Source organism: Cedecea sp. VD22 (assembly GCF_037150195.1).
In the GTDB taxonomy this organism is placed as follows: domain Bacteria; phylum Pseudomonadota; class Gammaproteobacteria; order Enterobacterales; family Enterobacteriaceae; genus Cedecea.
In genome coordinates this window covers 261991-276565 of the sequence record NZ_JBBCPX010000001.1, presented here as the reverse complement: position 1 = coordinate 276565, position 14575 = coordinate 261991, and the positions used below count along the sequence as shown (strand labels likewise).

Sequence of the window (14575 nt, the reverse complement as noted above, 5' to 3'; positions counted from 1 at the left end):
ATTGAGAAGAGTATTTATTGACGGTTAATTATTTGCGCTAAAACTATATTTAATTAATTTTACGTCAATAATTGTCAATGTAACAGGAGTCTGAATAATCAAAAGAAATAGATATAAGCCAGATCGAGAAGTGCAAGTATTGCCCAGAGAAAAAGATACAGAATAAAGTGTTCGCGAATATTGTTGGTTAAAAATTGAAAAAAGCGAATCATGATGGCCCCAAGGAAAAGTGGCGGAAATGCCCGCCACTCGGGGATTCTACGCGGTTTTGAAGCGAGAAAGTACAAACGGGGATAAATCAAAGGCAGGTTTTTGACCCAAAGCAAACTGGCAGGCAATTTCGCCTAAAACGGAGGCGAATTTGAACCCGTGTCCGCTCAGCCCGGTAATGATCAGGGTGTTGTCATGGCCGGGGAGAGTATCAATGATGAAATCTTCATCCGGCGAATTGTCATAGGTGCAGGCTTTACCGTGCAGGCAGCAGCCGATGCCGGGTAAAAATTCGCGCAAGAACGGAAAGACTTCAGACCCATCGCTGGCGACGGCGCCAAAGGGTTTACGCTGCTCGGGGGAGTCAATCAGCTGCCCGCCGTTGTGCTTGCCCAGCTTCAGTTCGTTGTCTTCCGCCGGGAAGCCGTAATACTGATCTCCGTTGGGTGTTTCTGCGGTAAACGCCGGGAATTTGTTGTTCTCGCTGTAGCGCCCATCGGCCTGGTGCCAGGCAAAGATTTTGCGAACCGACGCGATCGGCAGGTCCGGCAGCAGTTTGGTAACCCAGGTCCCCGCGCTGACCAGCAGTTTGCTCCCGTGATATTCACCTTCTTCAGTCACGACGGTGACACCTTCGTCGCCGTGGCGGATCGCCGTCACCTTACAGTTAAAAAGCTGAGCGCTGCCGCCTTGCTTAGCAAGGTTGATGTAGGTTTCGATGGCCAGCTCGCTTTTCAGCACGCCTGAGTCCGTCTCAAACAGGCCGACGTAGTTTTCAGGCACAGCAATCTCCGGCCAGCGGGCGGCAATGGCGGCGGCGTCCAGGGTTTCAACCGGCAGGGAAAATTTCTCTGCGCTGGAGGCGACATTGCGAATAAAGGGCGAATCAGATGGCCCCAGGTTAATGACCCCGGTGCGGTGGAAGAGCTTCTCACCGCTGGCTTCCGCCAGGGCATCCCACAGTTTTTGTGCTCGCAGGACCAACGGGACATATTTTTCACCTTCGCCATAAGCATGGCGCATCAGGCGAGTGTCGCCGTGGTGGCTGCCCTGGTCATGCGGCGGGTGGCCGCTGTCGATCATCAGTACCTTCAGGCCCGAGTGTGTGGCATAGCAGCCTGCGGCGGCACCGACGGAGCCGCTGCCGACAATGATGAGGTCGTAGTTCATAAGCTTTTCTCTGTGGAAAATTATCTGTAGCAGGGTAATTAATTCACCGGAACGATGCAATTGACGGTGACGCTTAAAATAAAAAAGGCACCCCGTTGGGTGCCTGTGGCCATTGTTAAGCATGTGTCGTCAATGCTTGCGATAATCGCTTTCCTGGTAATCACTGGATTCAATTTTGGCTATCCCGGCCTCAAGGATGGAAATAAATTGCCGGGCGACATCGGTGGTCAGCCAGAGGGTCTGACCGATTTCGGTTTCATCGTGCTTCTGATTATTGGATGTCAGGTAATGCAGGCGCAGCATCATGGCGTCGTAGCTGTCGACGGTGCTGATATCCCATCCGACGAGGGGATGAGTCTGAATAACATCACTATTTTTTTCCATCATAACCCCTTTTATACGTGTTTAAAGACAACGACTAGTGAGGTTCATGCGTGATTTATCGTGAAGCGACTTAAGTATATCAACACTCTTGCGGTCATGGGGATGAAATAATTACCTGGTAACACTTTTTCCACATTATTCGAGAAAAGCGAACAATAAATCGACAGGCTATTCCGATGTAATCGGAAAGAAAGGCAGGAAAGACTTTAGCGGCGTTTAAAAAATAATCAAATCGGCGAGGGAAATAAAAAAACCGGATGGCGACACCCGGCAAAAAGTACCAACATACTTGAGGGTATTAGTCGGCAGAGAACCAATCGTCAGCGCTTTCCCAGGTTTCCTGGAGGATCTCGCTGATTCGCGTTTTGTCTTCTTTGGCACCGCCCAGCACGGAGAGGTTATTGCCGGAGGCATAACGTACCTGCACTTCGCTGCTGGTGTCGGGGAAATGTTGATTGATACGGCGGGAAAGCTCACAGGCAAGGGCATCGATAGCCCCGGCTGGCAATGGTGTGGTTTTGGCTATAGTGACTTCAATACGCATAACGACCCCCTGTACAATATACTGGATATTTATACAGGCTTAGTTTCCAGTAAGCAACAGGGGGCGTTGAAAAATTTAGCCTTTAACGGACCAGACGACCTCTTCACCCGCCAGGAACGGCACGATGCTGTCGTCGCCGGCTTCAATCAGTTCTGGCATTTTCTCAGTGACGCGAACCAGCTCGATGTGCTCTTCATTGACCGGCAGGCCGTAGAAGCGTGGGCCGTTCAGCGAAGCGAAGGCTTCAAAATGCTGCAGCGCGTTCATTTCTTCAAGTACCGTCGCATAGGCACCCAGCGCAGAAGGCGCGTTAAAGCAGCCGGCGCAGCCGCAGCTGGCCTCTTTGCGATGACGGGCATGTGGCGCAGAGTCGGTACCGAGGAACACGCGATCGCAGCCGCTGGCAACCAGCTCGCGCAGGGCTTCCTGGTGGGTGCTGCGTTTTAGAATCGGCAGGCAATAAAGGTGCGGACGAATCCCGCCCACCAGCATGTGGTTACGGTTAAACATCAGGTGTTGTGGCGTGATAGTCGCGCCAATCAGCGAGTTGCCTTCTTTCACATACTGGGCGGCATCTTTGGTGGTGATATGTTCAAACACCACTTTCAGCTCAGGTAGCTGGCGACGCAGCGGCTCCATGACGGTTTCAATGAAGCGCGCTTCGCGATCGAAAATATCGATGTCAGCATGGGTGACTTCGCCGTGTACCAGCAGCGGCATGCCAATTTTCTGCATACGTTCAAGCACCGGCAGGATGGCTGCGGTGCTGGTTACGCCGTGAGCGGAGTTAGTTGTGGCGTTCGCCGGGTAAAGCTTGGCGGCGGTAAATACGCCTGCATTGAACCCGCGTTCGATTTCGTTGGGATCCAGCGTGTCGGTCAGGTAGCAGGTCATCAGCGGCTCAAACTTTTGCCCGGCCGGAACTGCATCAAGAATACGCTGGCGATAAGCGGCAGCAGCTTCCACGCTGGTCACTGGGGGCACAAGATTGGGCATGACAATCGCACGGCCATAGGTCTGGCTGGTGTAAGGCACCACGGTTTTCAGCATCTCACCGTCTCGAAGGTGAATATGCCAGTCATCTGGGCGGCGGATTTTTAATACCTGAGGTAATGCGGTCATCAATGTGCTCCGGCGTGAGAGGGAAATCAGTCATCAAGGGCTGGTTTTATGCCGGGCACTAAGGATAAGGGGAAACGTTATCGTTTGCACCCCTTATGTTGCTCATGTTGCGCAAAACCCTCAGAGCGCATGAACGGCTCTGAGGGGGAAGGGCTATTCCGTTAACGGAATGATTATCTCACCGGGTTTTACTTCAATGCCTTTGGCATATTTCTTCGCCAGCGACTCGCCGGTGCTGCGGTCTTCACTCAGAATATATGCAGGCTGTTGATTGAAGTAGCTGCGCAGGGACTGGTTAAGGTATGGGATCATGGTCTGCAGTACGGTCTGCATTTTTTGCGGCTCGACCTGAGCGTCAACCACCTCCATTTCCTGCAGGTAGATGGCGCCTTGCTCTTTATTGAACACCGGCAGCGCTTTCAATTTGAGCTTCAGGACGGCTTTCTGGTTACCAAATAGCGACGTCATGTCGAGATTGGCATCGCCGGTCAGGGTGATTTTATTCGGCTCTTCCCGTCCAATCTGGCTGACTAAATGGGTTAGCACCACATGGGCTTCAGCCACGCCGGGCAGGCCAATATCCTTCGAGAAGTTATTGTGTTTTTCCAGCGACTGGTTGATTTCCTGTTCGCTCACGCTGTACTGCGTTAACTGGTTGCATCCTGAGAGCAGGCCGCTAAGCATCAATGCTGCGGCAAAAACAATCTTCTTCATAGGCTTCCTCAAAATAGCGGCTCCAATGCCGTGCCTTTCTTTATCAGCATAATGCGGCACGGCGGGAGCGGCTACCGGAAAAAGATGATACGAGAAAATTATCCCTGCCCGCCAGGCTCCAGCATCGTTGGCTCAACGGGTCTAAGGCTAAATTGCCACCACAGGGCGGCAAGGGTGATACAGCCGATAATGCCGAGCATGGCCCAGGGTAATTCCGGCTGCTGCAGGGCTTTACCTGCGTCAAACAGCCAGCCACCGCCGGTGTAACCTAGTGCGCCGCCCAGCGACAGGCCCAAACGGCTGAACCCCATGTAGCTGCCGCGAGCGCGGGCATCCGCCAGCGAGGCGCTGAGCGTTTCCCGCGCAGGCTCAGCGATGATTGAGCCGATGTAGAAGGTACAGATCAGGGCGAAAAGCTGCTGCAGGTTGGAGGCCAGACCAATAGGCATCAGGCTCACCGTCATCAGCACCAGGCCTGCCATTAAGCGTTGCTCCAGGCGGAAACGCCTTTCACTCCAGCGGGCGATAGGGTAGAGCAGCGTCAGCGAAAGCGCGGCTTCAATGGCGTACATCCATTTTACCGCCGACGCGGTACCGGCAATGTCGTTGACCATCAGCGGCAGCATCAGCATGACCTGCACCGCCAGCATGTAATAGCCGGTGAGCGTCAGAACATAGGTGATAAAGCGTTTATCTCGAAACACGCGCCCCATGCCTTCACGCATTGGGGTGCGGATCGTTGAAAGCTTATAGGCGGGCAGCAGCCAGGCATTAAGCGCGGCGCACAGCACAAACATTACGGCACCGACGGCGCATACCAGACGGAAGTCGTACTGCAACAGCCAGCTACCCAGCAGAGCGCCGATCACCGCGCCCGCGCTGTCCTGCATCATCAGGATGGAGAAGAAGCGGCCGCGGTGCTGAGGGCGAACCAGTTTGACGACCAGCGCCGAGCGGGGCGGATCAAACAGTGTTCCGCCAATGGCGGAGAGCAGGCAGGAAAGCCATAGCATCCAGGGTTCCGTGGCGATGCCCATGGTGGCAAAACCTGCGGCCCGCAGCAGCATGCCGGTGACAATCATCGGTTTAGCGCCCAGCCTGTCGGCAATCGCGCCGCCGAAGACGCCGAGCCCCTGCTGGATAAACTGACGCAGACCCAGGGCAATCCCGACCATTAAAGCGGCCCAGCCCAACTGGTCAACGAAGCGAATGGAAATTAAAGGGAAGACAACGAAAAAGCCTAATACCACTAACATGTTATCAAGCAGCAGGAAATATTTACCCAGGCTCCTTGCCTGCGCCACCCGCGACATCTCCCCTCCAGGGAACTTAATTAAACGCGACAAGTCTTTATTCTCGCTTGGCATTCGGGCTTTTAATACCTGATGCAGGACAATATTTTTTTATCGTGCAACGAGTTTGATTCAAGGCTTTCATCGAAAAAAGTGATGTCGCTTCATGTTGTTGTTTTCACACGGCGGTCAGGCGCAGGTATAGTAACAAGATGAGCCTCGTTAACCGGGATGAAGGAGTGGGATAAACATGTTTGGCTACCGCAGTAACGCACCAAAAATTCGCCTGGTGACTGACCGTCTGGTGGTGCGTCTGGTTCATGAGCGAGATGCCTGGCGCCTGGCGGATTACTACACGGAAAATCGCCTGTTTCTGAAGCCCTGGGAACCCGTTCGGGATGAGAGCTACTGCTATCCTTCGGGCTGGCAGGCAAGGCTGGGCATGATAAGTGAAATGCACAAGCAGGGTAGCGCGTACTACTTCGCGCTGCTCGACCCGGAAGAAAAAGAGGTTATCGGCGTCGCCAACTTCTCCAACGTGGTGCGTGGCTCCTTCCATGCCTGCTTTCTCGGGTACTCCATCGGTGAAAAGTGGCAGGGGCAGGGACTAATGTACGAGGCCTTGGCCTGCGCCATTCGCTATATGCAACGTAGCCAAAATGTGCATCGCATTATGGCCAACTATATGCCGCATAATCAGCGCAGCGGCGACCTTCTGGCGCGCCTGGGCTTTGAAAAAGAAGGCTATGCAAAGGATTATTTGCTGATTGACGGCGTATGGCGGGATCACGTTCTCACCGCGCTGGTTAATCAAGACTGGACCCCAGGTCGTGGAGTTTAAAAGATGAAATATCAGTTAACGGCGATTGAAGCCCGCGTTATCGGCAGCCTGCTGGAAAAACAGCTCACTACGCCAGAGCAATATCCGATGTCCGTCAACGGCGTGGTGACCGCCTGTAATCAGAAAACAAACCGTGAACCTGTGATGGAGCTGAAAGAGCATGAAGTCCAGGACTCGCTGGACGGGCTGGTCAAAGGCCATTATTTGCGAACCGTCAGCGGGTTTGGCAACCGCGTGACGAAATACGAGCAGCGTTTTTGCAACTCCGAGTTTGGTCATTTAAAGCTAGCGCCAGCGGAAGTGGCTGTGGTTACGACTTTGCTGCTGCGCGGCGCGCAAACGCCGGGTGAGCTGCGCAGCCGTGCCGGGAGAATGTTTGAGTTCACCGATATGGCGCAGGTAGAAGCGACGCTGGAAGGGCTGGCTGGCCGTGAAGATGGGCCGTTTGTCGTACGTCTGCCGCGTGAGCCGGGTAAACGAGAAAGCCGCTATATGCATCTTTTCAGCGGTGAGGTTGAGGCGTCAGTGTCCCCGGAACAAAGTATCAGCCCGGTTGCAGACGATCTCAGCGCGCGAGTGGCCGCGCTGGAAACTGAAGTCGCCGAACTTAAACAGCGTCTGGATTCCTTGTTGGCGCATTTGGGAGATTAAGGATGACGAAATTACGTATTGGCGTCGTGGGGCTGGGCGGGATCGCGCAGAAAGCCTGGCTTCCGGTTCTGGGGGCATCCGAGGACTGGTCGCTGGTGGGCGCATTTTCACCGACCAAAGCGAAAGCGCTGCCGGTGTGTGAAACCTGGCGTATGCCGTATATCGATTCGCTCAGCAATCTGGCGGCGCAGTGCGATGCTGTTTTTGTGCATAGCGCCACCAGTTCCCACTACGCGGTGGTGAATGATCTGCTCAATGCGGGCGTCAGCGTCTGCGTGGATAAGCCGCTGGCGGAAAACCTGGCTGACGCCGAAAAGCTGGTGGAGCTTGCAGAGCGCAAAAAACGCACCCTGATGGTGGGCTTTAACCGCCGTTTTGCCCCGCGTTACCAGCAGTTAAAGGCAAAGCTGTCTGCCGGGGCATCCTTGCGGATGGACAAACACCGCAGCGACAGCGTCGGCCCGGGGGATCTGCGCTTCACGCTGCTTGATGACTATCTTCACGTCGTGGATACCGCGCTCTGGCTTGGCGGCGGCAGTGCCCAGCTGCAAAGCGGGACGTTGCAAACCAATGAATCAGGGCAAATGCTGTACGCCGAACACCATTTCAGCCAGGGCAACCTGAGCGTGACCACCAGTATGCATCGCCGCGCCGGAAGCCAGCGAGAGTGGGTGCAGGCGGTGACTGACGGCGGGCTGTATGAGGTAACCGACATGCGTCAGTGGCGCGAAGAATGCGGCGCGGGTGTGGTGGAACAGCCCATTCCCGGCTGGCAAACCACGCTGGAACAGCGCGGCTTTGTGGGCTGTGCGCGTCACTTTATCGACTGCGTGGCGAACCAAACTGTCCCGGAAACCTCCGGCGAGCAGGCGCTGCTGGCGCAGCGTGTCGTTGAGAAGCTCTGGCGCGAGGCAATTAGCGAATAAGCTGTAACATATCGCGGTAGCAATTCAGCGCCGTATCGGTAGACTATGCCGACTTGTCATCATCCATGTACGCCTGCATTGCAGGCGTTCATGTTTGTGGAATAACAGAATAAATGAACCTATTAAAATCGCTGGCAGCCGTCAGCTCGATGACCATGTTTTCACGCGTGCTTGGTTTCGCGCGCGACGCCATTGTGGCAAGGGTATTTGGGGCAGGGATGGCGACGGATGCTTTCTTTGTTGCCTTTAAGCTGCCGAACCTGCTGCGCCGAATCTTTGCCGAAGGCGCTTTCTCCCAGGCGTTTGTGCCTATTCTGGCCGAATACAAAAGTAAGCAGGGCGAAGATGCCACGCGCGTCTTTGTCTCATACGTTTCCGGGCTGCTGACGCTTGCGCTGGCGCTGGTCACCGTCCTCGGGATGCTTGCGGCGCCCTGGGTTATTCTGGTCACTGCGCCGGGTTTTGCCGACACGGCGGATAAATTTGCGCTAACGTCGAGCCTGCTGCGCATTACCTTCCCGTACATTTTACTGATTTCGCTGGCGTCGCTGGTCGGGGCAATTCTCAATACCTGGAACCGTTTCTCTGTGCCAGCCTTTGCCCCGACGTTCCTTAATCTCAGCATGATTGGCTTCGCGCTGTTTGCCGCCCCGCACTTTAATCCACCGATTCTGGCGCTGGCCTGGGCGGTAACGGTAGGGGGCGTATTACAGCTGGCCTATCAGCTGCCGCACCTGAAGAAAATTGGCATGCTGGTGCTGCCGCGTATCAGCTTTAAGGATGCGGGCGCAATGCGGGTTATCAAACAGATGGGGCCGGCTATTCTCGGCGTTTCCGTCAGCCAGATTTCACTGATCATCAACACCATCTTTGCTTCGTTCCTGGTGTCCGGTTCGGTTTCCTGGATGTATTATGCCGACCGCCTGATGGAGTTTCCGTCCGGGGTTTTAGGCGTGGCGTTAGGCACTATTCTGCTGCCGTCGCTGGCGAAGAGTTTTGCCACCGGCAACCACGATGAATACTCCCGCCTGATGGACTGGGGGCTGCGCCTTTGCTTCCTGCTGGCGCTCCCAAGCGCGGTGGCGCTGGGAATTCTGGCAAAACCGCTGACCGTCTCTTTGTTCCAGTACGGTAAGTTCTCAGCTTTCGATGCCCTGATGACCCAGCGGGCGCTGGTGGCGTATTCGGTCGGCCTGATGGGGCTTATCGTGGTTAAGGTTCTGGCGCCAGGCTTCTATTCCCGGCAGGACATTAAAACCCCGGTTAAAATCGCTATCGTGACGCTGATTTTGACGCAGCTAATGAACCTCGCGTTTATCGGCCCGCTAAAACACGCCGGACTTTCCCTGTCGATTGGTTTGGGGGCCTGTATTAACGCCTCGCTGCTTTACTGGCAGCTGCGTAAGCAGGATATCTTCCAGCCACAGCCCGGCTGGACGGCATTTCTGCTGCGTCTGGTCGCCGCCGTGTTGGTGATGTCTGCGGTACTGATTGGGATAATGTACGTTATGCCTGCGTGGGATCTGGGCAACATGCCTTATCGCCTGCTGCGGCTGATGGCGGTGGTGGTGGCCGGCATCGTCGCTTATTTTGCGACATTGTTGCTGTTGGGCTTCAGGTTGAAAGATTTCGCCCGCCGCACAATTTGATTTTTTCTGGGTGGATGACGGTTTTGTCACGCCGCCCTATTCTTTATATGTTGAAAGGTTAATTAGGTGACAGAGCGATGAGAGGAATAATCACAACCTGGTTCGAAGAGAAGGGCTTCGGATTTATCAAAGATGAAAACGGTGAAAACCGTTATTTCCACGTGATTAAAGTCGCCAACCCGGAACTTATCAAAAAGGACGCGTCGGTGACCTTCGAGCCGGGAACCAATAATAAAGGGCTGTCGGCGTTTGCTGTGAAAGTGGAGCCTGAGAGCAAGCATCTGTTTATTGCGGGCGAGCGGCTTAAAATCACCTCGATCAAATCTTTCGTGGTGTACAGCGAAGAAGAGCCCGCGGACGGGAAGATTGATAAAGAAAATGCGGTGCTGTCGGTTGGGTTGCTGATGAACAGCATTCGCCCGAAGGCAGAGAAAAAAGAAGGGGAAATGCGCACGGTGAAAAAACTGGCCGTGACCACCTTCCAGGGCGAAACACATCTGTTCTCAGAGGATGAGATTGATATTGAGGCGACGGTAAAAGTCTTGAAATCGCTGAAATAAGCAAGCAGCTGGTCAAGGAGAGCGTTGACCAGCTGTTTTCATTGGCGAGGAGAATCAGATCGTGATTTTTTTGCCGCCGCGGCTGCCCTGCGCCGTTGCCTGCCCATCGGCGCCATAGAAGTCCGGTGCCTGATGCGGTTTTAACACGGCAATAGCCTGCTCATTGCGGGCCATCTGGTCTTCCAGCAACCAACCGTTATGCTGATTAATGTCCCGCAGGTGCAGGGTTTTTTGCGTGATCGTCTGCCAGCGCTGGCTAACGTCCAGGCTGGTGACCGCCCCGGCGTTTTGTTCCGCGCGACGCTGTTGTTCCAGGTAATCCAGCGTAGCCAGCAGCGAGCTTTTATCTTCAGTTATACGTTGCAGCGCATTGCTGTTTATCTGGCCTGCGGAAAGCTGCAGCTGTTCAGCGTCCATCACCTCTTTCAGTGAATTCAGCACTGCGGTCATTTGGTCCAGCACTTCTAACAGACGACTCACCGTTATTTACTCGACAAATAGCTTTGGGCTTCCTGGATCAGCGCGTCGGCGATCTTGCCGGTATCCATCTTCAGGTCGCCGTTACGAATGGCCGTCTTCAGCGCTTCAACGCGTTCCATGTTGATATCGCCGGTGCCGGGCTGCATCAGTTTGGCCTGCGCATCACTCAGCTTTACGCTGGTGCTGTTGGCGGTAGTGGATTTTTCAAGACGGCTTTTCAGCGTCTGTGGATCGCTGGTTTCACGTGGTTGAACAGTGCTTACCGGTTTCAGTGGCGACGTGCGATCAATGCTCATTGTTCTCTCCTCATCGAGGGGCTCGCGGCGTAAGAGCCAGTCAGTATCATTTGTTGATAGTACTATCGGCAGTCGCCGCGGAATCTTTAAAAAGATTATAGATTAATCAGAATATTCCCATCAGCATCCACCGTCCCGCTCACCACCTGCCCTGAGGACATGCGAACGCGGGCATTTTGCGCGACGGCGGCGTTATTCAACGCTTTGCCTTCTCCGTTGACGCTAAAGCCTTCGCCGGAGGCAATCACCTGAACCTGCTGACCGGCTTTTACTCGCCAGGCCTGGCGTACCATCGTCTGAATCACCGGCTGCCCGGGGGCAATATCCCGAAGTGAAACGGCGTCCGTCGCCTGGCCGAGATCCAGCATAGTCCGTGGCGGCAGTTGGTCAAGGCGCCCCTGGGTTAACTGCACGCTACTGGCATCGATCCTTGCACCACGGGAAATAGGGCGGCTGGCAACCACATACTGGCCCGTGGCAATCACCTGAACCTGGATAAACCGTTTGTCGCTGCCGCAGCGGGCCATGACGCTAACGTTGCCCCACAGTTTGGCATTGCCGGGCGTTGAGAATTCTGGCTGAGGGCAGGCTGGAAGCTGAGCCTCTGGCGTTTTCACCTTGACGCTGACGTCATCGCTGATCCCCGCCAGTCGCTGTTGAAAATACTCAGTCAGCGGCTGATCGAGTGCGCTCGCCATAGCCAACTGACCGAACAGCAAACTGGCTATACCGCTCAAGATTTTCAGACTTCTCATCGCGCTTCTCCGTATTCAGATTGCGGTGATTTTAACCGCGAGTCGTTTTGATCAAGGCGATAAATAGCGACGTATTTTGCGTTTATTCCACCCATCGCGTACGCGTAAGGGGATTTAAGCTTTCGGACGATTCCTAATTCTATGGACCATGGAGGAAGCATGCTCGATAAACTGGACGCCGCACTGCGATTTCAGCAAGAAGCGCTTAATTTGCGTGCTCAGCGCCAAGAGATTCTGGCCGCGAATATCGCCAATGCCGACACGCCGGGCTTTCAGGCGCGCGATATCGACTTTGCCAGTGAAATGAAAAAAGTGATGGAGCGCGGACGCGTTGAAGGAGGCGGCATGTCTCTGGCGCTCACTTCGGCACGCCATATCCCGGCAGAAACCCACTCCACTCCGTCGCTCGATCTCCTTTACCGCGTACCTGACCAGCCCGCCATGGACGGTAACACCGTCGATATGGACCGTGAACGTACGCAGTTTGCCGATAACAGCCTGAATTACCAAACAAACCTCACGGTGCTTGGCGGGCAAATCAAAAGCATGATGTCGGTGCTACAGGGATAATCGATGGCCTTACTCAATATTTTCGACATCGCCGGTTCGGCTATGACGGCCCAGTCCAAACGCATGAACGTGGCAGCAAGTAACCTCGCCAACGCCGACAGCGTCACCGGACCAGACGGTCAGCCTTACCGCGCAAAACAGGTCGTTTTCCAGGTGGATGCAGCCCCTGGCGCGGCGACCGGTGGCGTTAAAGTGACCAAAGTGATTGAGAGCGATGCGCCGGACAAGCTGGTTTTCCAGCCGGGTAACCCGCTTGCGGACGCGCGCGGCTACGTGCGTATGCCAAACGTTGATGTGGTCGGGGAGATGGTCAACAGCATGTCCGCCTCCCGTAGCTATCAGGCCAACGTCGAAGTGCTCAACACCGTGAAGGGCATGATGATGAAAACGCTCACTCTCGGTCAGTAACAGGAGCCTATATGTCCATTGCAGTCAAAGTGAACGATCCGACTAACAATGTTGATCCTACGGCTGGTGCATCGAAAAACAGCCTGACCGGCAACAGCGCCGCAGACCTGCAGGGGAGTTTTCTGACCCTGCTGGTGGCGCAGTTAAAAAACCAGGATCCGACCAACCCGATGCAGAACAACGAACTGACCACGCAGCTGGCGCAGATCAGTACCGTTAGCGGCATCGAAAAACTTAACACCACGCTGGGTTCCGTCTCCGGCCAGATCAACCAGAACCAGTCTCTGCAGGCCAGCGCCCTGATTGGCCATGGCGTCATGATCCCGGGCAACAAAATCCTGGCGGGGACCGATTCAAAAACCAACACCATCAGCACCACGCCGTTTGGCGTCGAGCTGCAGCAGGCGGCGGACAAAGTCACGGCCACCATCTCCGATAAAGACGGCAAAGTGGTGCGTACTATCGAGATTGGTGGACTGAGTGCCGGGGTGCATACCTTTACCTGGGACGGCAGCGCCAACGACGGCACCAACGTGCCGGACGGCTCTTATACCGTGGCGATCAACGCCACGAATGGCGGGACACAGCTGGTGGCTCAGCCGCTGGGCTTCGCTATGGTGAGCGGTGTTATCAACGGCAAAGATGGCCTCAAACTGGATCTCGGGACCTACGGTTCTACGACCCTCGATGCAATCAGGCAAATTATTTAAGCCTATAACCTAAGCAGGAGTAAGACATGGCGTTTTCTCAAGCGGTCAGCGGCTTAAATGCTGCGGCCACCAACCTGGACGTGATTGGTAACAACATTGCCAACTCCGCCACCTATGGTTTTAAATCAGGTTCGGTCTCTTTTGCCGATATGTTCGCAGGCTCTAAAGTGGGTCTGGGCGTTAAAGTCGCGGGCGTGACCCAGAACTTTGGCGACGGGACTACCACCGGGACCGGTCGTGGCCTGGACGTCGCTATCAGCCAGAACGGCTTCTTCCGCCTGGTAGACAGCTCCGGCTCGGTATTTTATAGCCGTAACGGCCAGTTCAAGCTGGATGAAAACCGTAACCTGGTGAACATGCAGGGCCTGCAGCTGACCGGTTACCCGGCAACCGGCACACCGCCAACCATTCAACAGGGCGCCAACCCGGTAGGCTTGTCGATCCCGAACACGCTGATGCCGGCGAAGACCACCACCACTGCGTCCCAGCAGATCAACCTGAACTCTACCGATAAGATCCCGACCGTAACGCCGTTCGATCCTACCAATGCGAACAGCTACAACAAGAAGGGCACGGTCACCGTTTATGACAGCCAGGGTAACGCCCATGGTATGGATGTTTACTACGTTAAGAGCGCGGATAACGCCTGGCAGGTTTACACCAAAGACTCTTCCGTAGCGGGTTCTACGGCAACGTCCGCCGGGTTTATGCGTTTCGACAACAACGGCAACCTGCAGGGGATTACTGCCAATGCCGCCGATCCGATTCCAAACCCGAACACGCTGCCAACCAGCATCAACGTGACCACCGGCGTCACCAACGGCGCGACACCTGCGACCTTCGCGCTGAGCTTCCAGAACTCCATGCAGCAGAACACCGGGTCTAACAACATCGTGGCGACCAACCAGAACGGCTACAAGCCGGGTGACCTGACGTCTTATCAGATTAACGACGATGGCACCGTGGTCGGGAACTACTCCAACGAGCAGACCCAGCTTCTGGGGCAAATCGTGCTGTCCAACTTTGCGAACCCTGAAGGTTTGCAGTCCCAGGGCGATAACGTCTGGACCGCAAGCAACTCTTCCGGTGTTGCGTTGCTGGGCCTGGCGGGCACAGGTAACTTCGGAACCCTGACCAGCGGCGCGCTGGAGTCTTCGAACGTGGATCTGAGTAAAGAACTGGTCAACATGATCGTCGCGCAGCGTAACTATCAGTCGAACGCGCAGACCATCAAAACCCAGGACCAGATCCTCAACACCCTGGTTAACCTGCGCTAAGCGCCTGAAGGGACGG

General features: G+C 55.0%; 19 protein-coding genes. 9 read left to right on the top strand and 10 right to left on the bottom strand.

What is annotated here, in order from left to right; genetic code table 11:
- Nucleotides 1-98: 98 nt before the first annotated feature.
- The 7 genes from WFK85_RS01420 to mdtH all read right to left on the bottom strand — a co-directional run bounded on the left by WFK85_RS01420 (nt 99) and on the right by mdtH (nt 5457).
- On the bottom strand, nt 99-212 hold the full coding sequence (locus tag WFK85_RS01420) for a DUF2770 family protein (RefSeq protein WP_071530454.1): 114 nt from the start codon (nt 210-212) through the stop codon (nt 99-101).
- Between the two features lie 46 nt (nt 213-258).
- Entirely contained in the window at nt 259-1380 is a 1122-nt protein-coding gene (solA, locus tag WFK85_RS01415; RefSeq protein ID WP_166993740.1) for an N-methyl-L-tryptophan oxidase, read from the bottom strand.
- Between the two features lie 129 nt (nt 1381-1509).
- Nucleotides 1510-1764, bottom strand: a complete 255-nt coding sequence (bssS, locus tag WFK85_RS01410; RefSeq protein WP_008453527.1) for a biofilm formation regulator BssS — start codon at nt 1762-1764, stop codon at nt 1510-1512.
- A gap of 298 nt (nt 1765-2062) precedes the next feature.
- On the bottom strand, nt 2063-2308 hold the full coding sequence (gene dinI / locus WFK85_RS01405) for a DNA damage-inducible protein I (RefSeq protein WP_336707887.1): 246 nt from the start codon (nt 2306-2308) through the stop codon (nt 2063-2065).
- 75 nt (nt 2309-2383) lie between these two features.
- Nucleotides 2384-3430 (bottom strand): dihydroorotase, encoded by a 1047-nt coding sequence (pyrC, locus tag WFK85_RS01400; protein ID WP_336707889.1) that lies wholly within the window; start codon nt 3428-3430, stop codon nt 2384-2386.
- A gap of 153 nt (nt 3431-3583) precedes the next feature.
- On the bottom strand, nt 3584-4144 hold the full coding sequence (locus tag WFK85_RS01395) for a lipoprotein (protein WP_039301825.1): 561 nt from the start codon (nt 4142-4144) through the stop codon (nt 3584-3586).
- Between the two features lie 98 nt (nt 4145-4242).
- Nucleotides 4243-5457: a multidrug efflux MFS transporter MdtH gene (mdtH, locus tag WFK85_RS01390; RefSeq protein WP_166865567.1), complete on the bottom strand. Its 1215-nt coding sequence runs from the start codon at nt 5455-5457 to the stop codon at nt 4243-4245.
- Between the two features lie 229 nt (nt 5458-5686).
- Here mdtH and rimJ point away from each other — a divergent pair, with 229 nt between their 5' ends.
- The 5 genes from rimJ to WFK85_RS01365 all read left to right on the top strand — a co-directional run bounded on the left by rimJ (nt 5687) and on the right by WFK85_RS01365 (nt 10063).
- Nucleotides 5687-6277: a ribosomal protein S5-alanine N-acetyltransferase gene (rimJ, locus tag WFK85_RS01385; protein ID WP_166993744.1), complete on the top strand. Its 591-nt coding sequence runs from the start codon at nt 5687-5689 to the stop codon at nt 6275-6277.
- 3 nt (nt 6278-6280) lie between these two features.
- Entirely contained in the window at nt 6281-6928 is a 648-nt protein-coding gene (locus WFK85_RS01380; protein ID WP_008453511.1) for a YceH family protein, read from the top strand.
- Nucleotides 6929-6930: 2 nt separating this feature from the next.
- Nucleotides 6931-7854 carry a Gfo/Idh/MocA family oxidoreductase gene (locus tag WFK85_RS01375; RefSeq protein WP_166993746.1) on the top strand — a complete coding sequence of 308 codons (924 nt, stop codon included), beginning with the start codon at nt 6931-6933 and terminating at the stop codon, nt 7852-7854.
- A gap of 113 nt (nt 7855-7967) precedes the next feature.
- Nucleotides 7968-9503 (top strand): murein biosynthesis integral membrane protein MurJ, encoded by a 1536-nt coding sequence (gene murJ, locus WFK85_RS01370; protein ID WP_166875183.1) that lies wholly within the window; start codon nt 7968-7970, stop codon nt 9501-9503.
- Nucleotides 9504-9580: 77 nt separating this feature from the next.
- Complete coding sequence (locus WFK85_RS01365) at nt 9581-10063, top strand: cold shock domain-containing protein (protein ID WP_008453505.1); 483 nt, start codon at nt 9581-9583, stop codon at nt 10061-10063.
- Nucleotides 10064-10117: 54 nt separating this feature from the next.
- On the opposite strand, the gene flgN is transcribed toward WFK85_RS01365, so the two are convergent.
- From flgN to flgA, 3 genes are all read right to left on the bottom strand, one after another.
- On the bottom strand, nt 10118-10543 hold the full coding sequence (gene flgN / locus WFK85_RS01360) for a flagella biosynthesis chaperone FlgN (RefSeq protein WP_008453503.1): 426 nt from the start codon (nt 10541-10543) through the stop codon (nt 10118-10120).
- Nucleotides 10544-10545: 2 nt separating this feature from the next.
- Nucleotides 10546-10839: a flagellar biosynthesis anti-sigma factor FlgM gene (gene flgM, locus WFK85_RS01355; protein WP_039291844.1), complete on the bottom strand. Its 294-nt coding sequence runs from the start codon at nt 10837-10839 to the stop codon at nt 10546-10548.
- 95 nt (nt 10840-10934) lie between these two features.
- Nucleotides 10935-11594, bottom strand: a complete 660-nt coding sequence (gene flgA, locus WFK85_RS01350) for a flagellar basal body P-ring formation chaperone FlgA (RefSeq protein WP_008453501.1) — start codon at nt 11592-11594, stop codon at nt 10935-10937.
- Nucleotides 11595-11753: 159 nt separating this feature from the next.
- Between flgA and flgB the strand changes: the two genes are divergently transcribed.
- Genes flgB through flgE form a run of 4 tightly spaced genes read left to right on the top strand, consistent with a single transcriptional unit; the run spans nt 11754 to nt 14559 of the window.
- Nucleotides 11754-12164 carry a flagellar basal body rod protein FlgB gene (flgB, locus tag WFK85_RS01345; RefSeq protein WP_008453500.1) on the top strand — a complete coding sequence of 137 codons (411 nt, stop codon included), beginning with the start codon at nt 11754-11756 and terminating at the stop codon, nt 12162-12164.
- Between the two features lie 3 nt (nt 12165-12167).
- The gene (gene flgC, locus WFK85_RS01340) at nt 12168-12572 is read left to right on the top strand and encodes a flagellar basal body rod protein FlgC (protein WP_008453499.1); all 405 of its coding nucleotides are present in this window, start codon (nt 12168-12170) and stop codon (nt 12570-12572) included.
- Nucleotides 12573-12583: 11 nt separating this feature from the next.
- Entirely contained in the window at nt 12584-13282 is a 699-nt protein-coding gene (gene flgD / locus WFK85_RS01335; protein ID WP_008453498.1) for a flagellar hook assembly protein FlgD, read from the top strand.
- A gap of 26 nt (nt 13283-13308) precedes the next feature.
- On the top strand, nt 13309-14559 hold the full coding sequence (gene flgE / locus WFK85_RS01330; protein WP_008453497.1) for a flagellar hook protein FlgE: 1251 nt from the start codon (nt 13309-13311) through the stop codon (nt 14557-14559).
- The last annotated feature ends 16 nt before the right edge of the window (nt 14560-14575 follow it).